The sequence below is a fragment of the Streptomyces sp. NPDC102259 genome (genome assembly GCF_044766465.1).
Lineage (GTDB): Bacteria > Actinomycetota > Actinomycetes > Streptomycetales > Streptomycetaceae > Streptomyces.
Window position 1 is genome coordinate 130722 of record NZ_JBIWMA010000012.1, and the last position, 19448, is coordinate 150169.

The 19448-nt window shown below is 72.5% G+C and carries 19 protein-coding genes; 11 read left to right on the forward strand and 8 right to left on the reverse strand.

The genetic code is table 11. The features are described from left to right. Nucleotides 1-340: 340 nt before the first annotated feature. Nucleotides 341-1144, reverse strand: coding sequence for a nuclease-related domain-containing protein (locus ACIRPU_RS26220; RefSeq protein ID WP_403871543.1), 804 nt, complete (start codon nt 1142-1144; stop codon nt 341-343). 111 nt (nt 1145-1255) lie between these two features. Between ACIRPU_RS26220 and ACIRPU_RS26225 the strand changes: the two genes are divergently transcribed. The 7 genes from ACIRPU_RS26225 to ACIRPU_RS26255 all read left to right on the forward strand — a co-directional run bounded on the left by ACIRPU_RS26225 (nt 1256) and on the right by ACIRPU_RS26255 (nt 8857). Further along, entirely contained in the window at nt 1256-1765 is a 510-nt protein-coding gene (locus ACIRPU_RS26225; protein ID WP_384123137.1) for a dual specificity protein phosphatase family protein, read from the forward strand. 243 nt (nt 1766-2008) lie between these two features. After that, nucleotides 2009-2749: a hypothetical protein gene (locus tag ACIRPU_RS26230; protein ID WP_403871728.1), complete on the forward strand. Its 741-nt coding sequence runs from the start codon at nt 2009-2011 to the stop codon at nt 2747-2749. Continuing rightward, nucleotides 2746-4050, forward strand: a complete 1305-nt coding sequence (locus ACIRPU_RS26235; RefSeq protein ID WP_403871546.1) for an ATP-binding protein — start codon at nt 2746-2748, stop codon at nt 4048-4050. Before ACIRPU_RS26230 ends, ACIRPU_RS26235 begins: the two co-directional genes overlap by 4 nt. A 72-nt stretch (nt 4051-4122) precedes the next feature. Continuing rightward, nucleotides 4123-5160 (forward strand): SH3 domain-containing protein, encoded by a 1038-nt coding sequence (locus tag ACIRPU_RS26240; protein ID WP_403871548.1) that lies wholly within the window; start codon nt 4123-4125, stop codon nt 5158-5160. A gap of 215 nt (nt 5161-5375) precedes the next feature. Further along, complete coding sequence (locus ACIRPU_RS26245) at nt 5376-6827, forward strand: FtsW/RodA/SpoVE family cell cycle protein (protein WP_403871550.1); 1452 nt, start codon at nt 5376-5378, stop codon at nt 6825-6827. Beyond that, entirely contained in the window at nt 6824-8281 is a 1458-nt protein-coding gene (locus tag ACIRPU_RS26250; RefSeq protein WP_403871552.1) for a peptidoglycan D,D-transpeptidase FtsI family protein, read from the forward strand. The genes ACIRPU_RS26245 and ACIRPU_RS26250 overlap by 4 nt, the downstream gene beginning before the upstream one ends. 45 nt (nt 8282-8326) lie before the next feature. Then, nucleotides 8327-8857, forward strand: a complete 531-nt coding sequence (locus tag ACIRPU_RS26255) for a DUF3291 domain-containing protein (RefSeq protein WP_403871554.1) — start codon at nt 8327-8329, stop codon at nt 8855-8857. Nucleotides 8858-8910: 53 nt separating this feature from the next. Here ACIRPU_RS26255 and ACIRPU_RS26260 read toward each other — a convergent pair whose 3' ends face one another. Beyond that, nucleotides 8911-9237 carry a hypothetical protein gene (locus ACIRPU_RS26260; RefSeq protein WP_403871556.1) on the reverse strand — a complete coding sequence of 109 codons (327 nt, stop codon included), beginning with the start codon at nt 9235-9237 and terminating at the stop codon, nt 8911-8913. Next, nucleotides 9234-10148 (reverse strand): ADP-ribosylglycohydrolase family protein, encoded by a 915-nt coding sequence (locus ACIRPU_RS26265; RefSeq protein WP_403871558.1) that lies wholly within the window; start codon nt 10146-10148, stop codon nt 9234-9236. Before ACIRPU_RS26265 ends, ACIRPU_RS26260 begins: the two co-directional genes overlap by 4 nt. A gap of 119 nt (nt 10149-10267) precedes the next feature. Between ACIRPU_RS26265 and ACIRPU_RS26270 the strand changes: the two genes are divergently transcribed. The 4 genes from ACIRPU_RS26270 (at nt 10268) to ACIRPU_RS26285 (ending at nt 13613) form a co-directional block, all read left to right on the forward strand. Further along, nucleotides 10268-11206, forward strand: coding sequence for a diiron oxygenase (locus ACIRPU_RS26270; protein WP_403871560.1), 939 nt, complete (start codon nt 10268-10270; stop codon nt 11204-11206). A gap of 46 nt (nt 11207-11252) precedes the next feature. After that, nucleotides 11253-11903, forward strand: coding sequence for a TetR/AcrR family transcriptional regulator (locus ACIRPU_RS26275; protein ID WP_384123685.1), 651 nt, complete (start codon nt 11253-11255; stop codon nt 11901-11903). Between the two features lie 14 nt (nt 11904-11917). Next, nucleotides 11918-12280, forward strand: a complete 363-nt coding sequence (locus ACIRPU_RS26280) for a hypothetical protein (protein WP_403871562.1) — start codon at nt 11918-11920, stop codon at nt 12278-12280. 103 nt (nt 12281-12383) lie between these two features. After that, a complete protein-coding gene (locus ACIRPU_RS26285) occupies nt 12384-13613 on the forward strand; it encodes an NlpC/P60 family protein (RefSeq protein WP_403871564.1) in 1230 nt (409 codons plus the stop codon). Here the strand turns inward: ACIRPU_RS26285 and ACIRPU_RS26290 are convergent. Genes ACIRPU_RS26290 through ACIRPU_RS26310 form a run of 5 tightly spaced genes read right to left on the reverse strand, consistent with a single transcriptional unit; the run spans nt 13586 to nt 19259 of the window. Continuing rightward, nucleotides 13586-14839 (reverse strand): styrene monooxygenase/indole monooxygenase family protein, encoded by a 1254-nt coding sequence (locus ACIRPU_RS26290; RefSeq protein ID WP_403871566.1) that lies wholly within the window; start codon nt 14837-14839, stop codon nt 13586-13588. The genes ACIRPU_RS26285 and ACIRPU_RS26290 overlap by 28 nt on opposite strands. 23 nt (nt 14840-14862) lie before the next feature. Further along, complete coding sequence (locus tag ACIRPU_RS26295) at nt 14863-15507, reverse strand: ATP/GTP-binding protein (RefSeq protein WP_355704070.1); 645 nt, start codon at nt 15505-15507, stop codon at nt 14863-14865. After that, the gene (locus ACIRPU_RS26300) at nt 15488-15919 is read right to left on the reverse strand and encodes a DUF742 domain-containing protein (RefSeq protein WP_355704069.1); all 432 of its coding nucleotides are present in this window, start codon (nt 15917-15919) and stop codon (nt 15488-15490) included. The genes ACIRPU_RS26295 and ACIRPU_RS26300 overlap by 20 nt, the downstream gene beginning before the upstream one ends. After that, the gene (locus ACIRPU_RS26305; RefSeq protein WP_355704068.1) at nt 15916-16419 is read right to left on the reverse strand and encodes a roadblock/LC7 domain-containing protein; all 504 of its coding nucleotides are present in this window, start codon (nt 16417-16419) and stop codon (nt 15916-15918) included. Before ACIRPU_RS26305 ends, ACIRPU_RS26300 begins: the two co-directional genes overlap by 4 nt. Next, nucleotides 16416-19259, reverse strand: coding sequence for a nitrate- and nitrite sensing domain-containing protein (locus ACIRPU_RS26310; protein ID WP_403871569.1), 2844 nt, complete (start codon nt 19257-19259; stop codon nt 16416-16418). Before ACIRPU_RS26310 ends, ACIRPU_RS26305 begins: the two co-directional genes overlap by 4 nt. Between the last annotated feature and the right edge of the window lie 189 nt (nt 19260-19448).

A 19448-nucleotide genomic window follows, 5' to 3' on the forward strand; every position in this document is an offset into this window, starting at 1 on the left:
TCGCCCCCGCCGCCCCTACCCGTCCCATCCTCACCAGGGGCGCTGCCCCTTCGACCCCCTCAGGGGGCTCCGCCCCCTGGACCCCCGTTTCGGCCTGAACGGCCTCGTCCTCAAGCGCCGGACCGGCTGTACGACGCATCCTCGTCCTCAAGGGCCGGACCGGCTGTACAACACGGCCTCGTCCTCAAGCGCCGGACCGGCTGTGCGACGCGGCCTCGTCCTCAAGCGCCGGACCGGCTGTGCGACGCGGCCTCGTCCTCAAGCGGACGGACCGGCTGTCCATCACGGCCTCGTCCTCAAGGGCCGGACCCGCTGGGCAGCGCGCTGGACGGGCTGCGCGTCAGACCCTCGTCCATGCCCCCCGGTCGCGGGCCATCGCGTGCAGGGCTTCCACGTCGGCCGGCTTCAGTACGCCGCCGAGCCGGGTCAGGGCGGCGAGGTCGGTGTCGGTCAGGACGCGGACCTCGCGCGGGGGGACGGTGACCGAGACGTCCGTCGGGCCGACCAGGGCCAGTACGGGGCGGACCTCGGCCGTCAGGGCGTGGGACGCGCGGTCGGCGTCGGCGCGCACCCGGCGCAGAAGCGGCTCCGGGTCCCGGCGGCCCAGGCCGACCAGGGGGTCGGAGATCCGGACCCGCTGCTTACGGGCGTACAGCGTGTGGATCGCGAACAGGCCGGCCGGGCCGATGGCCAGGTGGTGGACGCGGTCCCCGCCGGGGAGGGGCAGGGAGTGCAGGGTGTGCCAGCCGGCGCCGTCGAGCCGGTCCAGGGCCACGCCGACGGTCTGCTCGGCCTCCAGCGCGCGGCGGCGCGGGTCGGCCCGGAGTCGGTGGGCGGGGCCCGGGTCGCGGTCCAGGTCGATCAGGAGGGCCTCGCCGGGGCGGTTGGGGGCCAGGTCGTCGTCCGGGTGGAGGGAGAGCCTGGCCAGCTCCGCGGGTGTGGGGACGGGCGGCGGGCCGACCGTGACCGGGCCGGTGATGAAGGGGCCGAGGGCCTCCAGGACGTCCTCTCTGCGGTTCTCCCCGATCAGGTTGATCCTGGCCGCCTCACGGTCGTACCAGGCGATGTTCCTGCCGTCCGTGAGACATACGTAGAGCCGCTCCTGGCCATGCCGCCAGGTCGGTATGACGCGCAGTCCGTTCATGCACCATCACCCCACGACCATGGGAACAGGCGGGACGCTCCGGGGGCAAGAAGGCGGTTACGTTCGAGGGGAGTTGGGCAGGGACTGGGCAGCGTGTTCGGGGAGGCGCCGTTGCGGACCCGCAGGAAGCAACTCGACGTACCGCCTCCGGACCGTCCGTGGAGCGAGATCGTGCCCGGCCTGTGGATGGGCGGGCACGAGTTCCGGGGCCGCTCCGGGGAACTGGAACTCGCCGTGGTGCGGGGCGAGTTCGACCTCGTCCAGACGTTGACCCGGGCCCGGCAGGGACATGGGCCCGATCCCGGGGTGCAGCACCACGTGTGGCCGATTCCCGATGGTCCGCTGGACGGGACCCAGCTCGCCGGGGTGATTCGGCTGGCGCGGGCCGCGGGGGACGCGATGGACGACGGCCGGACGGTCCTCGTCCGCTGCTACAGCGGTTACAACCGCTCGGGCCTGGTCATCGCCCACACGTTGGTGCGCCGGGGGCACTCGGCCGAGGAGGCGATCCGGCTGATACGGTCGCGGCGCTCTCCGTGGGCCCTGCACAACGAGTTGTTCGTGGAGTACCTGCGGGCGGGGCTGCCGACGGCCAGGCTCCTGGAGGAACTGGCCGAATAATCGTTTCGCCATGGTCAGAACCCCGACACCTCCAGGGCATCCCCACCCCCGGCCCACCAGTACGCAAAACGGACTTCCATACGAATAAGGTGTACGGGCCTGACACCGTCGTATCCCAAGAGGAGTCACAGGAGTCCCGTGCCCCGCCGTCGCCCCTCCCGCCCTTCCCGCCTCTCACGCCCCTCCCGCCCTTTCCGTCCTTCCCGTCCCGCTCGGCGTGCGCTCGCCGCCGTTACCGTCGCCCTGCTGGCCACGGTCGCCGTGGGGTGCGATGACGCGGGTGAGCTTCAGGGCGCAGGGGCGACACCGACCGCGATCAGCCCGGACAAGCTCTGGCCGGATCTGACCCCCGCCTCCAGTCCGGCCTTCGACATCGGCGAGGTGGACACCGCGGTGGTGAAGGGCGTCACGGTGCCCGGCGGCGACATCCGCAAGGTGGACCCGGTGGCGGTCGTCCGCGCGGAGATCGCCGCGCACCCGGGCGACTACGGCAAGGGGGCCTACGACGAGACGGCCCGCCGGATGGCCGACTGCGGCAGGAGCGGGGCGGCGGGGAGCCGGTGTCCCGTGCTCGAGGCGTACTACCGGGACCTCACCGGCGACGGCCACGCCGACCTGACGCTGGGCTTCCGGCAGCTGCCCGGCAATCTGACCGCCGTCCGCGTCTACACCGCGCGCAAGGACAGAGTCGTGCAGGTCATGGCCTACGAGGACGCCGTGAGCGGGGTCGAACTGGCCGGCCGGTCCGTGATCATCCGAGCCCCCTCGGAGGTCGCGGGCTACGAGTACCGCCTCCAGTGGACCTGGGACCAGCAGCAGCGGGCGATGCTGCTCACCCACGACGAGATGCTGCGCACCGGGGGCCCGGAAGGCCGGAAGCAGCCACCCCGGCCCTCCACGCCCCCCACCCCGACCCCGACCGTCACCCCTTCCGCCCCCGCCTCCGCTTCCGGCTCCTCTTCCGCGTCGGCGAGCGGCCGATGAGGCTCGCGTTTCCCTCGTGGGCCGGCACGCTCGCCGTGAAGGCCGCCGTCTTCATCACCGTGATGTGCTGTGCGCTGGCCGCCCTGCTCGGTGTGCTGGTGCACGTCTCGGTGACGAACCAGACCGTCGGTCAGGCCCGTGACCTGGCACTCTCCCGACTGAAGGACGCGACGGCGGCGTTCGAGGCCGGGGACACCCTCGGGTGGGGCGCGAGCCTCGACCCGCCGGGGCTGCCCGGGTCGCTGCGGACGCTGGCCCTGGCCGGCGAGCGCGGCACGATGGTCGCCGACCACCAGGGGCGCCCGACGATGTGGGCGGCCGGCCCCGCCGACGGTGCGCGAGCCCTCGCGGTCCCGGTCGACTACTCGCAGAGCGCCCGCACCATCGAGGCCCTCGACACCGCGATCCTGTGGTCGTCGGTCCTGGCCATCGGCGCGACGCTGCTGGTCGGCGCGGTCGCGGTCACCCGGGTGACCCGCCGACTGCACACCACCGCGCAGGTGGCCCGGCGGATCACCGCCGGCGACCTGGACGCGCGCGTGGACGACCCCCGTACGAAGGAACCGGGCCGGCCGCAGGACGAGGTGGGGGCCGTCGCCGTCGCGCTGGACTCCATGGCGTCCTCGCTCCAGGGCAAGCTGTTGAGCGAGCAGCGGTTCACCGCCGACGTGGCGCACGAGCTGCGCACGCCGCTGACCGGGCTGCACGCGGCGGCGGAACTGCTGCCGCCGGGACGGCCGACGGAGCTGGTCCGCGACCGGGTGGCGGCGCTCCGCACGCTGACGGAGGACCTGCTGGAGATCTCCCGCCTGGACACCGGGCGGGAGAAGCTGGAGTCGGACGCCGAGGAGCTGGGCGCGCTGGCGGCCCGGGTGGTGCGGACGGCGGAGGCTTCGGACGCCTCCGGGGCCTCGGCCACCGGCACCGAGGTGACGGTGGTCCGGGACGCGCGCGTGGAGACCGACCGGCGCCGCCTCGAACGGGTGCTGGGGAACCTGCTGGCCAACGCGCACCGGCACGGGCGGTCGCCCGTCGTCCTGACGGTGGACGGTCCCGTCGTCACCGTGCGGGACCACGGGGACGGCTATCCGGAGTACCTCGTCACGCACGGGCCGCAGCGGTTCCGTACCGAGGGCGGGGCCAAGGGGCACGGGCTCGGGTTGACCATCGCGGTCGGACAGGCGGAGGTGCTGGGCGCTCGACTGACGTTCGCCAACGCGCCGGACGGCGGTGCGGTGGCGACACTGACGCTCCCTCAGACGCCTCCTGCCGGGAGCGGCCTCCCCGATGGCGCAGCGTGACGGGCGACACGCGCGAACCGATCCTAATGTGGCGATTAGTCAGCTTCACCCTCTTCATGGAGGTATATCGCCATGCCCCTGCGCACCGCTCTCACCCGCATCGCCATACTCACCGCAGCCGGCGCCCTCGCCGCCACCGCGGCCGTCGCCCCGGCACTCGCCGACGACTGGGACAGCGACGGTCTCACCACCCAGGACGACGGCTCGTCCGACTGGGAGAACCAGGGCGGCGACGACTTCCAGGGGGACCAGAACCAGGGGGGCGGAGGCGGCCAAGGCAACCAGAACCAGGGCGGCGGCCAGGGCAACCAAGGCGGCGGCCTGGGGAACCAGAACCAGGGTGGCGGCCAGGGCAACCAGAACCAAGGCGGGGGCCAGGGCAACCAAGGCGGGGGCCAAGGCAACCAGAACCAAGGCGGCGGCCTGGGGAACCAGAACCAAGGGGGCGGAGGCGGCCAAGGCAACCAGAACCAGGGCGGCGGCCAGGGCAACCAAGGCGGGGGCCAAGGCAACCATGGCGGCGGCCAGGGCAACCAAGGCGGCGGCCAGGGGAACCAGAACCAGGGTGGCGGCCAGGGCAACCAGAACCAGGGCGGAGGCCAAGGCAACCAAGGCAGCGGTCTGGGCAATCAGAACCAAGGCGGCGGCCAAGGCAACCAGAACGGTCAGGGCAATCAGACCGGTCAGGGCAATCAGACCGGTCAGGGCAATCAAGCCGGTCAGAGCAGCCAGGGCAACCAGAACGGCGGCTGGCAGTCCGGTGGGAGCGACTGGCAGTCCGGTGGAGGCAACTGGCAGCAGTCCGGCGGGGGTGACGGCAACTGGCAGTCCGGCGGGGGTGACTGGCAGTCCGGCAACGACAACTACAACGACTCCCGCCGCTACCGCGGGCGCGTCACCGCGAGGGAACTGCTCCTGCGCAGCGCGCCCACCCGAGCCAGCCAGGTGATCCGTGTGGCCCATCGCGGCGAGATCGTCTCGATCTTCTGCAGGACCCCCGGCCAGAACGTCCAGGGCAACTCCGTCTGGTACCTGCTCACGGACGGCACTTGGGCCTGGGGCTCGGCGCGCTACATCGACACCATCGGGACGACACCGCGCTGGTGCTGATCCGGCCCTGACACGAAAGCATCCAAGGCTCACAAGAAGCCTTATTTAGGTAAGTTCCGGACATGACGAAAGCCGGAGTCGGAGCAGGGACGGGAGCGGGGGCGGGAGCAGGGGCCGAAGCGGGAGCGGAAGCGGAAGCAGGAGTGGAAGCAGGGGCTGGAGCGGGCACCGGTGCCGGAACCACTGGTGCCGGAACCACCAGTGCCGGAACCACCGTGGCGGCGGCCGACGCGCCCGCCCCCACGGCGCTCCTCCCCCGCCGCCGTGGCGTCGAACTCTCCCTCATCGTCCTGGCCGTGCTGCTCTCCGTGTACGGCTACTGCGCCGTCGGCCTCGCGAAGGACGGCACCGTCCCGCCCGGCGCCGCCGGTTACGGCGCCGGGCTCGGCGTGCTCGCACTGCTGGCGCACCTCGCGGTGCGGCTGCGCGCCCCCTGCGCCGACCCGCTGCTCCTCCCCATCGCGGTACTGCTCAACGGGATGGGCCTGGTGCTGATCTACCGGCTCGACCTGGAGACGCCGGGCGACCGGGCGGCGCCCACCCAACTGGTGTGGTCCACGCTCGGGGTGGCCCTGTTCATCATGGTCGTGGCCGCGCTGCGCGACCACCGCATCCTCCAGCGGTACGCGTACCTCTGTGTGGTCGCCGCGCTCGCCCTGCTCGCGCTGCCGATCCTCTTCCCGGCCGTGAACGGCGCCCGTATCTGGATCCGGATCGCCGGGTTCTCCATCCAGCCGGGCGAGTTCGCGAAGGTGCTGCTGGCGGTGTTCTTCGCCGCGTACCTGGCGGCCAACCGCACGGCGCTGGCGTACGCGGGCCGGAAGATCTGGCGCTTCGAACGGCTACAGCTGCCCACCGGGCGCGTCCTCGGTCCGATCGTCACGATCTGGCTGCTGAGCGTCGGGGTGCTGGTGCTGGAGCGGGATCTCGGCACCTCGCTGCTCTTCTTCGGGCTGTTCGTGGTCATGCTCTACGTCGCCACCGGCCGCACCGGCTGGATCGCCGTCGGGCTGCTGCTCGCCTCGCTCGGCGCGGTCGCCGTCGGCCGCCTGGAGCCGCACGTGCACAGCAGGGTCGAGGACTGGCTGCACCCGTTCGCGACGATCGAGGCCGGTGAGGGCCCCAACCAGCTCGCGCAGTCGCTGTTCTCCTTCGCGGCCGGCGGGATGTCGGGCACCGGGCTCGGCCTCGGGCACTCCGTCCTCATCGGCTTCGCCGCGAAGTCGGACTTCATCCTGGCGACGGCGGGCGAGGAACTGGGCCTGGTGGGCCTCTCGGCCCTCTTCCTCCTCTACGGCCTGCTGGTGGAGCGCGGCTACCGGGCGGGCCTGTCCCTGCGCGACCCCTTCGGCCGGCTGCTGGCGACCGGGCTCGCCTCGATCGTGGCGCTCCAGGTGTTCGTGATCGCGGGCGGGGTGACCGGGCTGATCCCGCTGACCGGCATGGCGATGCCGTTCCTGGCGCAGGGCGGCTCCTCGGTCGTCACCAACTGGGCGATCGTGGCGCTGCTGATCCGGGTGAGCGACTCCGCGAGACGGCCGCGGCACGCACCGCACGACGCACCGCGCCCCACACCCCACACCCCCCTCCACGACCCGCTCCACACCTCACCCCACACCCCATCCCACGCCCCACTCCACGACGAGGACCCACGGAGGTCCGGTTGACCCGGCACATCCGGCACGCCGCCGCCTTCTGCGCCCTGCTGCTGGTGGCGCTCCTGGTCAACGCCCTGCGCGTCCAGGTCGTCCAGTCCGGCACGTACGACGACAACCCGGCCAACCGGCGCGACGCCATCGCCCGTTACGCCCAGCCGCGCGGCGACATCCTGGTCGACGGCGCGCCCGTGACCGGCTCCCGGGACACCGGTGAGCAGCTGCGCTACGAGCGCACGTACCGCGACGGGCCGTTGTACGCGCCCGTGACCGGCTTCGCCTCGCAGGTGTACGGGACGACGCTGCTGGAACACGCCGGGGACGACGTGCTCTCCGGGGCCGATCCGATGCTCTCGCCGTTCCCGCTGTGGAACGACGTCACGCACGGCAGGCCGGCCGGCGGGAACGTGGTGACGACCCTGAACCGCCGGGCCCAGCAGGCCGCGTACGAGGGGCTCGGCGGGCGCAAGGGCGCGGTGGCGGCGGTGGAGCCGTCGACGGGGCGGGTGCTGGCGCTGGTGTCCAGTCCCTCGTACGACCCCGCCGTGCTGTCCGGGAACGACGCCGCGGCGGAACGGGCCTGGGCGCGGCTGAACCGCGACCCGGACAAGCCGATGCTGAACCGGGCGGCGCGCCAGACGTATCCGCCGGGGTCGACGTTCAAGGTGGTGACCGCGGCGGCGGCACTGGACGCGCGGGTGATCACCGACCTCGACGCGGCCACCGACTCCCCCGCCCCCTACCGGCTGCCCGGGACGACGACGGGACTGACGAACGAGGGCCCCGGCTGCGAGGACGCTCCGCTGCGGGACGCCTTCATGTGGTCCTGCAACACGGTGTTCGCGAAGCTCGGCGTGGACACGGGGCTGGCGCAGATGACCCGGACGGCGCAGGCGTTCGGTTTCAACGACGTGGACGTGCGGATCCCCTTCGCCGTCGCGCCGAGCACCTTCGACACCTCGCTCGACCAGGCGCAGCTGGCGCTGTCCTCGATCGGCCAGTTCAACACCCGGGCGACCCCGCTCCAGATGGCGATGGTGTCGGCGGCCGTGGCCGACGGGGGGCAGGTGCGCACGCCGTACCTGGTGGAGCGGACGACACGGCAGGGCGGGGCCACGGTCGCCACGGCCGGCTCCCGCCCGTCCCGTCAGGCGATGCTCCCCTCGACGGCGCGGCTGATGCGGGAGCTGATGGTGGACGTGGTGCGGGAGGGCACCGGCACGAACGCCGCGATCCGCGGCGCGGTCGTCGGCGGCAAGACCGGCACCGCCCAGCACGGTCTCGGCAACGCCGGGATCCCGTACGCCTGGTTCGTCTCCTGGGCGCGGGGCGAGCGGGACTTGGAGCCGAGCGTGGCGGTCGCGGTGGTGGTCGAGGACGGGTCGGCGCGCCGCGGGGACATCACCGGGGGCGGGATGGCGGCGCCGATCGCCCGGGCGGTGATGGAGGCGGTGCTCAAGTCGTGAGACGGGGGGTACCGGGACCGCACAGGGGCGTCCTACGGTTCGCTCATGACTGACACGAGAGCTGAGAACGTCAACGAGACCGCCGCTTTCGAACTCGCCCAGGTCAACATCTCCCGCCTCAAGTTTCCGCTGGACTCACCGGAGTTGAAGGACTTCGTGGACGCCCTGGACCCGGTCAACGCCACCGCGGAGACGGCGGACGGCTATGTCTGGCGGCTCCAGTCCGACGGCGGCGACGCGACCGACATCCAGGTGTTCGGGGATTCCTGGCTGATCATCAACATGACGGTGTGGCGGGACGTCGACGCCCTGACCACGTTCATGTACCAGGGGCAGCACCGCGAGCTGCTCTCGCGCCGCCGGGAGTGGTTCGAGCGGGTGGCGGAGGCGATGACGGCCCTGTGGTGGGTACCGGCGGGCCACCGCCCGACGGTCGCGGAGGCCGAGTCCCGCCTCCTCCACCTGCGCGCGAACGGCCCGACCCCGTACGCCTTCGGCCTGCGCACGGCCTTCCCCGCGCAGGGCGCGGAGCCGATGACGTTCGCGCTACCGGAGGACCTGGGCTGCTCGGTCTAGCCCGGTCCCGTCGGTCTGCCCGGTCCGGTCGGTCCAGCAGGGGCCGGGAGGGGCTAGGGAAGGTTGAGCCGGAAGGGGCCGGCGGGCTGCGGCCTGTGGTGACCGCAGTCGATCTCGTTGCCGCCCTCGTCCCCGACGTAGGCGGGCAGCACCTCGGCGTACACGGTCACCGTCCCCGGCCTGTGGTCGACCTCGAACGCCTCGGAGGTTTTGGCCGCCTCGGACACCCCGTCACCCGGCCACCCGAGCGTCCAGATCACGAAGGTCTCGCCGGGTCGCATCCAGTGATCGCTGCCGTACGGCTCGAGGATGAGTTCGAGCAGCTCACTACCGGAGTTGCACACCCGGAGGGCGGCGATCGGCCGCACCGCGGCGGTCATCGGTGCCCCGCCTTCCCGGGCAGGGGTTCCCGGCGCTCCAGCCACGGTGCGGGGACGGCGTCGACGCCGGTGCGGGCGGCCACGATGCCGCCGGTGACGGCGCAGGTGGTGTCGACGTCGCCGAAGCCCTCGGCGGTGGTCCACAGCGCGGCGACGAGGTCGTCGGGGTGGCGGGCGGCGGACCAGACGGCGAAGGGCACGGTGTCGTCGGCGCGAATGCGCTGACCGTTGCCGAGGAGGTCGGCGGCCTTCCACGGCTCGGTGGCGAAGGGAAGTTCGGCGGCGCGGGCGAGGCCCTCGCGGGTCGCGCTGTCCGGGGTCAGCGCCGCCACCTCGGCGAGGCCGAGCCGTCCGGTGGCCGAGAGCGCCGCCGCCACCGCCACGGCGACCGCCCCCGCGATGCCCTCCGGGTGGGCGTGGGTGACCTCGGCGGAGCGGGTGGCCTGTTCGACGACCCGGGCGAGATCGGCGTGGAAGAAGGCGCCCAGCGGCGCCACCCGCATCGCGGACCCGTTGCCGAGGCTGCCCTCGCCGCCGAAGAGCTCGCGGCTGAACTCGGGCCAGCGGTCGGGTTCCTGGAGCAGTCGGGGCAGCAGCTGATGCATGCCGTGGCCGTAGCCGCGGGCCCGGTCGGCGTCGTAGCCGAGCGCGAAGGCGAGGGCAAGCTCCCGCTGCCGCACCTCCCCGTACTGGTCGAGCACCCGGATGAGGCCGAGGGCCATCGCCGTGTCGTCGGTCCAGTGCCAGTGTGATTCCTCGGGCATCCGGCGGGCGCGGACCTCCTCGTACGCCTGCCGGGGATCCCGGAAGAGCGGGAACCAGCGTTCCCCGAACGCGTCCCCGAGGGCCAGGCCCTCCAGGCTGCGGCGGGCGGCGGCGCGGCCGGCGTCGTTTCCGTGCGCGGAGCTCAAGTCGGTTCCCCCTACGGCTCGTAGGCACCGATTCTCGCAGACCCCCCGGTCGGACCCCGGATCAATTAATGGTGCGCGAGGGATTGACGGCCTTGCTGACAGGCAGTCTCATAAGGGCCATGACGACCCTCACCGATGCCGACGCGCTGGAAGGGCTGCGGGACGCGCTGGGCCTGCTCAAGGACCGGGAGCAGGTGGCCGAGCGGCTGCTCGCGTCCTCCGCCAAGCACTCCTTCGACCCCGACAAGGAGCTGGACTGGGACGCCCCCTTCGAGGAGGGCAAGTGGTTCTGGCCGCCGGAGCTGGTGTCGCTGTACGACACGCCGATGTGGCGGCGGATGAGCGAGGAGCAGCGGATCCTGCTGTCGCAGCACGAGGCCGCCGCGCTCGCCTCGCTCGGGATCTGGTTCGAGCTCATCCTCATGCAGCTGCTGGTCCGGCACATCTACGACAAGGCGGCGACGAGCGCGCACGTGCGGTACGCGCTGACCGAGATCGAGGACGAGTGCCGGCACTCGAAGATGTTCGCCCGGCTGATCACCCGGGGCGGGACGCCCTACTACCCGGTGAGCCGTGCCCACCAGAACCTGGGACGGCTGTTCAAGACGATCTCCACGACCCCCGGCTCGTTCACCGCGACCCTGCTGGGCGAGGAGGTCCTCGACTGGATGCAGCGGCTGACCTTCCCGGACGAGCGGGTCCAGCCGCTGGTCCGGGGCGTCACCCGGATCCACGTCGTGGAGGAGGCCCGGCACGTGCGCTACGCCCGTGAGGAGCTGCGCCGCCAGATGGTGACGGCGCCGAAGTGGTCCCAGGAGTTCACCAGGGTCACCTCGGGCGAGTTCGCGCGGGTGTTCTCCGTGGCGTTCGTGAACCCGGACGTCTACCCGAACGTGGGCCTGGACAAGCGGGAGGCCATGGCGCAGGTGCGGGCGAGCGGGCACCGGCGGGAGGTCATGCAGACGGGATCGAAGAAGCTGACGGACTTCCTGGACGACATCGGGGTCCTGCGGGGCGTCGGGCGGCGGCTGTGGAGGTCGTCCGGGCTGCTGGCGTGACCCGGTGGCGGGCACGGGGCGGGGGCGGGCGATTACGCTGCACGTCATGACCCCCGCCGCCCCCGCCTACCGTCGCCTCAGCGTCGAGGAGCGCCGCAGCCAGCTGCTCGAGGCCGCGCTCTCGCTCTTCGCCCACCGCGTCCCCGAGGACGTCTCGCTGGACGACGTGGCGGAGGCCGCCGGGGTGTCCCGGCCGCTCGTCTACCGGTACTTCCCCGGCGGCAAGCAGCAGCTCTACGAGGCTGCCCTGCGCTCCGCCGCCGAGGAGCTGCACCACTGCTTCGACGAGCCCCGCGACGGCCCGCCCCTCCCCCGCCTGGCCCGCGCCCTCGACCGCTATCTGTCGTTCGTCGGCCGCCACGACGCCGGTTTCAGCGCCCTGCTCCAGGGCGGCAGCGTCGTCGAGACGTCCCGGACGACCGCCATCGTGGACGGCGTACGGCGGGCCGCCGCCGAGCACATCTACAGCCACCTGGGGGTCTCCGATCCCGGGCCGCGGCTCCGGATGACCGTCCGGATGTGGATCACCGCGGTCGAGGCGGCCTCCCTCATCTGGCTCGACGAGGACAAGCAGCCGCCCGCCGGTGAGCTGCGGGACTGGCTCGTCGACCAGTTCGTCGCCGTCCTCACGGTGACCGCGGCGCGGGACGCGCAGACCGACGAGCTGGTCCGGGGTGCGCTGGCCGCGGAGACCTGATCGACACTGGTGGGGTGAAGAGCGAAGACACCCCCTTCGAGGGCGGCCCCATGGACGGCCGGGTGCTGCCCGTGCTGCTGGGCCCGACCGGGCACCCGCCGAAGACGTACCGCATCCCCGTCCCCGACGCGGCCGGCGGCCCGCCCACTGTCCTGGTCTACCGGCGTGTGCCGCGCGGCCACAGCAAGAAGCTCGGACTGCCCCAGGGCTGGAAGTACGAGTTCGCCGCCGAGGGCGACCGGGGCGCGGGGAAGTGGGGCGTCGGACCGAACGGACGGAAATGGCCGTGGTCGAAGCCCGACGCCGAAACCGGCACCGCGCCCGGCACCGCGCCCGACGCCACGCCGGGCGGACGGCGGGATGACGCCGACGAGTGACCCGGTTGCGCCGAACCGCGCACCTCCAGCGCGCGGGCCGCGCACGCGCGTCTGATGCTCGCCCTACGGGATGGAGGGGCCACCCCGCAGCGGAGGTGATGGCGTGTCAGGAAGACTGCTGCGTACGGCCTGTACGGTCGCCACGGTGGCGCTCGCCGTACAGGCCGTCCTGGGCCCCGGGCCCGCCGTGGCGGCACCGGAGCCCCCGGAGCCCGGCGCCCGCACGGTGACGACACCCGAGACGTCGGCGACGCCGGACCCCGAGGAACCGTCGGTGGACGAGGCGGACAAGGCGGACGGCCCGGACGGCCGGGACGGCGAAGAGCGGACCGTGGCCGAACTGCTGACGGAGCTTCAGCGGCTGTACCAGGAGGCCGAACGGGCCACCGAGGCCTTCAACGCCACCGAGGAGCAGCTGAAGCGGCGGCGGGCCGAGACCGGGCGGCTGGACGCCGACCTGGTGAAGGCCCGGCTCTCCCTGCACCGGAGCCGGGGCGCGGCCGGACGGCTGGCCCGCCAGCAGTACCAGGGCAGCACCGACATCTCCCCGTACGTACGGCTGCTGCTCGCCCGCGACCCGCAGCACGCCCTCGACCAGGGGCATCTGATCGGCCAGTTGGCGCGCGAGCGGGCCGGGACGGTCGGACGGCTGGCGAGCGGCGAACGCCTGGCCGACGCACTGGCCCGCAAGGCCCGCGCCGCCCTGGACGAGCAGCTCACCCTCATGGAACGCCGGAAGAAGGAGCGCGACGACGTGACCCGGCGTCTGGACGACGTCGAGGAACTCCTCGCCTCCCTCACCGCCGAACAGCTCACCGCCCTCGCCGAACTGGAGCGCAGCGACGTCGCGCGGGCGCAGGAGAAGCTCATGGCGTCCGGCGCGCTCGACGAGGACCGCAAGCCGTCGAAGGAGGGCCGAAAGGCCGTGCGGTACGCCGTACGGCAGATCGGGAAGCCGTACGAATGGGGGGCGGAGGGCCCGAGGTCGTACGACTGCTCGGGCCTGACGTCCGAGGCCTGGGGGCACGCCGGGACACGGATCCCGCGGACCAGCGAGGAGCAGTGGGCGCGTCTGCCGAGGATCCCGCTGACGCAGCTGCGCCCCGGCGACCTGGTGATCTACTTCCCCGAGGCCACCCATGTCGCGATGTATCTGGGCGAGGGCAAGGTGGTCCAGGCGCCGAGAACCGGCGAACAGGTCAAGATCACCGAGATCGCGGCCCAACCGGTCCTCGGAGCCGTACGCCCGGACGCGCCGCCCGCTCCCCCTCGGAGTCCCGTCAAGAACCCCGTTGAGGCCTCTGTTCAGGCCCCCGCGACCGAACCCAGGTAGGCCGCGGTCTTCTCCGGCTCATAGAAGAAGTTCTCGAAGTCGGCCGGGTCGTTGAACGCGTTGGCGAAACGATCGGCCACCGGCGGCAGCTGCCCGGCCGCGCCCAGCAGGTTGATGATGTGCTCCGGCGGCGGGGCCAGCATCGCGTTGGTCCACTTGGTGACGTGCTGGGCGGTGTCCCAGTACCGGTCGAAGGTGGCGCGCATCCACTCCTCGTCGAACTCCTTCTCCTCGCGCTCGAGGATCGAGGAGAGGTACGCGGCCGCGCACTTGGACGCCGAGTTGGAGCCCTGACCGGTGATCGGGTCGTTGGCGACGACGACGTCGGCGACGCCGAGCACCAGGCCGCCGCCAGGGAGGCGGCCGACGGGGTTGCGGACGGTGGGCGCGTAGCGGCCGGCCAGGGTGCCGCCGGCGTCGGTCAGTTCGACCTTGGTGGCCCGCGCGTACTCCCAGGGCGTGAACTTCTCCATGAGCTCCAGGGTCAGGGAGAGGTGTTCCGCCGGGTCCTTGACGCCGTTGAAGACGTCCAGCGGGCCGCCGGGTATGCCCTCCCAGAACAGGATGTCCGCGCGGCCGGAGGTGGTGAGCGTCGGCATGACGAACAGTTCGCCGACGCCGGGGACGAGGTTGCAGCGGACCGCGTCCATGTCCGGGTGCTCCGGGCGCGGGCCCAGTCCGTGGACGTAGGCGACGGCGAGGGCGCGCTGCGGCTCGCTGTAGGGGGAGCGCTCCGGGTCGCGGCCGAACATCTGGACGAGCTCGCCCTTGCCCGCGGAGACCAGGACCAGGTCGTAGGCGCGGGAGAAGTAGTCGAGGTCGGAGACCGCCGCGCCGTGGATCACCAGCTGGCCGCCGCGCTGGGCGAACGTGTCCATCCAGCCGGCCATCTTCACCCGCTGGTCGACGGACTGCGCGAACCCGTCGAGCCTGCCCAGCCAGTCGATCGCGCGCTGTGCCGGGCCCGGGTCGTGCGAACCGGGGGCCGCCACCGAGACGCCGAGCCCGCCGATCTTCGGGGCCTGCTGCTCCCAGAAGTTCAGCTGGAGGTCGCGCTCGTGCTGGAGGGCGGTGTCGAACATGCACTGCGTCGACATGACCCGGCCGGAGCGGATCTCGTCCGCCGTCCGGTTCGACATCAGGGTGACCTCGTACCCGTGCGACTGGAGGCCGAGGGCGAGCTGGAGGCCGGACTGGCCGGCTCCGACGACGAGTATCTTCCGCATGCGGGGGACTCTCCTTGAGGGCCTTACTCGGGGGTTTCGTCGAGCGCGTGGCCCACCAGGGCCAGGAGGGTCTCGATCACCGAGATCCGGCGCCGCGCATCCATGATCATGACAGGTATGTGCGAGGGGATCGTCAGCGCCTCCCGCACGTCGGCCGGCTCGAACGCCTCGCTGCCGTCGAAGTGGTTGACGGCGACGACGTACGGCAGCCCGCAGCTCTCGAAGTAGTCCAGCGCGGGGAAGCAGTCCTTCAGGCGGCGGGTGTCGGCCAGCACGACCGCGCCGATCGCGCCGCGCACCAGGTCGTCCCACATGAACCAGAACCGCTGCTGTCCCGGCGTACCGAACAGGTAGAGCACCAGGTCGTCGTCGAGGGTCAGCCGGCCGTAGTCCATGGCGACCGTGGTGGTGACCTTCTCCGGGGTGCCGGTGAGGTCGTCGGTCCCCTCGCTGGCCTCGGTCATCAGCGCCTCCGTCTGGAGGGGCTCGATCTCCGAGACGGTGCCCACGAGGGTGGTCTTGCCGACGCCGAACCCGCCCGCCACCACGATCTTCGTGGCGATGGGGGCACGGGTGCGGTCCGTCTGCCAGGGCTGCAAGGGCTCGTCGGGCTCGGGTTCGACGAAGGGGGAGACGCCACGAGCGGCGTCAGAGACGACGGAGTCCACTCAGCACCCTTTCCAGCAGAGCGCGGTCGGGACGGCCCGTACCGTGAGCGGTACCGGTGCCGTACACACGGATCTTTCCCTGGTCCGCGAGGTCGCTGAGGAGCACCCGGACCACGCCGAGCGGCATCTTCAGCAGCGCGGCGATCTCGGCCACCGTGCGCATCCGGCGGCACAGTTCGACGATGGCCCTCAGCTCCGGCATGACCGTGGCCTTCAGGGAGCCGTTCGTCAACTCGCGGCGCTCCTCGGGAGCGTCCAGGGCCGCCACGAAGGTCTCCACCAGCAGGACGTGCCCGAAGCGGGTACGGCCGCCGGTGAGCGAGTAGGGGCGCACCCGGGCCGGCTTGCGGTCGCCGCCGCGCACGGGGAGTTGCTGCCGGTCGCCCTGGGGCTGCCTCGGGACGGCGCTCATCGGACGCCTCCCGTCGCCTTGGACTCCAGTGACTGCCGTAGCTCGCTGCGGAGTTCCGGGGTCAGGACGTGTCCGGCGCGGCCGACGAAGAGGGCCATGTGGTACGCCACCACGCTCATGTCGCAGTCGGCGGAGCCGTGCACTCCGAGGAGCGAGCCGTCGCTGATCGACATGACGAAGAGGCTGCCCTCGTCCATGGCGACCATGGTGTGCCGGACCCCGCCGAAGGCCATGAGCTTGGCCGCGCCGATGGTGAGGCTGCCGATGCCGGAGACGATGGTGGCGAGATCGGCGGCGGAGCCGCGTGGACCGGAGGGTTTCGCCTCGCGGGCCTGGCGTGCCTCGAGGTTGCGGCCGGGGTCCGAGGACAGCAGGAGCAGGCCGTCCGAGGAGACGACGGCGACGGACTGGATGCCGGGTACTTCCTCCACGAGGTTGGTCAACAGCCAGTGCAGGTTACGGGCTTCACTGCTCAGTCCGAAGGTACTGGGCGCGGTCAACTGCTTGCCTCCTCGACTGTGCCCCCCGTGTCTTCTTCGGCGTGTGCGTGTGCTTCTTGAGCTGTTTTTCGAGCCGCTTCGGGGGACGGGACCTGGTTCTGGCCCGTCCGTTCGGCGATCTCGGCTTCCACATCGCGGTAGCCGGCCTCCGCCCCCCGGCGGAAGCCGCCCAGACGGCGGCGGAGGGCGTCCGCGTCGACGGAACCGGTCCGCTGGCGCGGGGCTTGGGTGGGTGCGGTGATCTTGGGGGTGCGCTTGGGGAGGCCCTTGTCCGTGACGAGCTCTTCGGGGGCGTCCGGTGTGCGGGCGTGTTCCGCCTCGGCCTCGCCCGTGGCGGGGTGGTCGACGGCTGCGGGTGGGCCGTGTCGGGTGTCCTCGCCGTCGGCGGTCGCCGGGTCGAGGTCGAGGACGGCGACGGTGCTCCGCTCCCCCGCCTCGTCGGCCTCCTGCGCCCCGCCCGCGTTCTCCTCCTGCGGGACGGGCAGCAGCAGTTCCATCGTGGTCTCGGCCGGGATCTCGGCCGGGATCTCGGCCGGGATCTCGGCCGTCGTCTCTGACCGAAGGCGGGCCGGCGCCGGGGTGGGCGCCTCGGCCGGGGTCTCCGAGTGTCGTACCGCCCTCTCCGCCAGCGCGACCAGCGGGTCCGCGGTCTTCGTACGGCCCGGCAGGACGTTGGAGTTGGCCTCCGCGTCCGCGCCCGGCAGCGAGAAGGACTGGGGGGTGGCCGCCGGGTTCGTCACCGGGATCGCGGCGGCCGGGGCCGCGGCGAGAAGCGCGGTCGGCAGGACGACGACCGCCGCCACCCCGCCCTGCTTCTGCTCGCGCAGCCGCACCCGCGCCCCGTGCCGGTGGGCGAGCCGGGCCACCACGTACAGGCCGAGGCCGAGACCCTCCTCGCCCTCCTGGTCGTACGGCGTCTCGGGGTCGAACTCGGCGAGGCGGGCGTTGAGCCTGCTCATCCGGTCCTCGGTCATGCCGATGCCCTCGTCCTGGACGGAGAGCATGACCTCGCCGCTCTCCAGGAGCCAGCCGGAGACCTCGACGGGCAGGTCCGGCGGGGAGAACGAGGTGGCGTTCTCCATGAGTTCGGCGAGCAGGTGGGAGAGGTCGTCCGCGGCGAATCCCGCCACGTGCGCGTGCGGCGGGAGCGCGGAGATGCGTACCCGCTCGTACCGCTCGATCTCGCTGACCGCCGCGCGGACCACGTCCACCAGCGGGATCGGGCCCGCGTGCTGCTGGACGTGTTCGGTGCCGGCCAGGACCAGCAGGTTCTCGCTGTGCCGGCGCATGACCGTGGCGAAGTGGTCGAGCTTGAAGAGGGTGGCCAGCCGGTCGGGGTCCTGCTCGCGCTCCTCCAGCCCCTCGATGACGGCCAGTTGGCGTTCGACGAGGCCGAGGGTGCGCAGGGCGAGGTTGACGAAGGTGCCGCCGATGCTGTCCCGCAGCCCGTCCAGCTGGGCGGCGGAGTCGGCGAGTTCGGAGCGCAGCTCCTCGCGGGCGTCGGCCATCCGCTGGCGCTGCCCGACGAGGTGCTTGCGATCGGACTCCAGGGTGCCGACGCGCTCGTGGAGAGCCACGGCGTGCTCGTGCAGGGCGTTGACGGAGCGGACGACCTGGGCGAACTCGTCGTTGCGGCCGGTGAACCGGACCGGTTCCTCCGCCGCCGGGTGCTCGGCCTCCGCCAGTCGCGCCGATCCCCGGCGCAGGACGGACAGCGGGCGGGTGAGGCTGCGTGCCAGGCCCGTGGCGACGACGACCGACAGCAGCATCAGGGCCCCGAGGAGGGTGACGCGCAGCTCCAGGTCGGTGACGTCGTCGTCGCGCAGCTGGGCGAGGTCCTCGACGCGGTGGCCGAACAGCGAGGACTCGACCCCGCGCATCAGGTCGACCCGGGCGGAGAGCGCGGCGTCGAGCTTCTTGACGCTGGTGTCGAGTTCGCCGTCGCTCAGCTTCGGCTGGTCGGTGAGGGAGGCGAGGTAGGCCTCGGCGGTGTCGACGTCACCGCCGGTGACCGTGGAGTCGTACGAGGCCACCGCCTCCTGCGGCGCGCCGTCCCGGAAGTCCGCGAGGGCCGCGTCGGAGCGCAGCCGGGCCTGCTGCGCGGCGGCGGTGAGCGCGTCGCGCTGCTTGGCGTCGGCGTTCGAGGAGACCTTCTCGGTGACCGACCGGCCGGTGACGGGGTCGTACCGGGTCTCCGTGCTCGTCGGCACGTTCAGCGCGGCGAGCAGCAGTCCCCGGGTCGCGGAGGCCTGCTGGACGACGGTGTCGAGCTCGGCGAGGGCGTACGCGCCGGAGCCCGCGCGGGGCGGCGTCTCCTCCGCGAGCCGGTCGACGAGCACATGGAGTGCGGCGATGACCCGGGAGTACGCCTCGTGCGCCTGGAGCGCCGTGCTCTTGCCGGTGAGGGCCGACTGGCGCACGGACGGCACGGAGGCGAGGGCCTCGCGCAGCGCCGCGGAGACGTCCGTCTCGGCGGTCAGCTCGCCTGTCTGCCGGTCCACCCGGGCGCTGCCCTGGCTGGAGGGCGCCTTGGACTTCACCCGGCCGGCCGCCACGTAGGAGGTGACCTCGTCGCGCTCGTCCGCCAGGGACTGGGCGAGGGCGAGGGCGTCCTGGGTCTGTTCGGCCAGGGTGACCAGGTCCTGGGAGTCCTTCAGCTGCCCGGAGGCGGCGAGGATCGAGGGGGCGCCCGCCCCGGCGACGGCGGCGGCCACGACGGCCACCGCGACGATCAGCCGGTTGCGTACGTGGGTCGGACGGCCCTTGCCGACAGGGGTGCGCTCCGCGCCCCCCTCGGAGGCCGTCTGCCTGCCTGTACGCCGAGGCCGCGTCTTCTGCACCGGTGCTCGCATTCCTGACTCGTGTGCCATGGACCGGATGTGACGCTCCGTCAACTGACGCGCACGCCCGGTACGGTTTTCCGACCCTCCCAGTGCCGGTGGGCAGGGGCCTCGCATCGCTTGCCCCGCCACCCGAAGGAGTGAACATCGGAGGAGAGTTGGCGGGCAAGTTCCTCTGGCGTGCGCAGC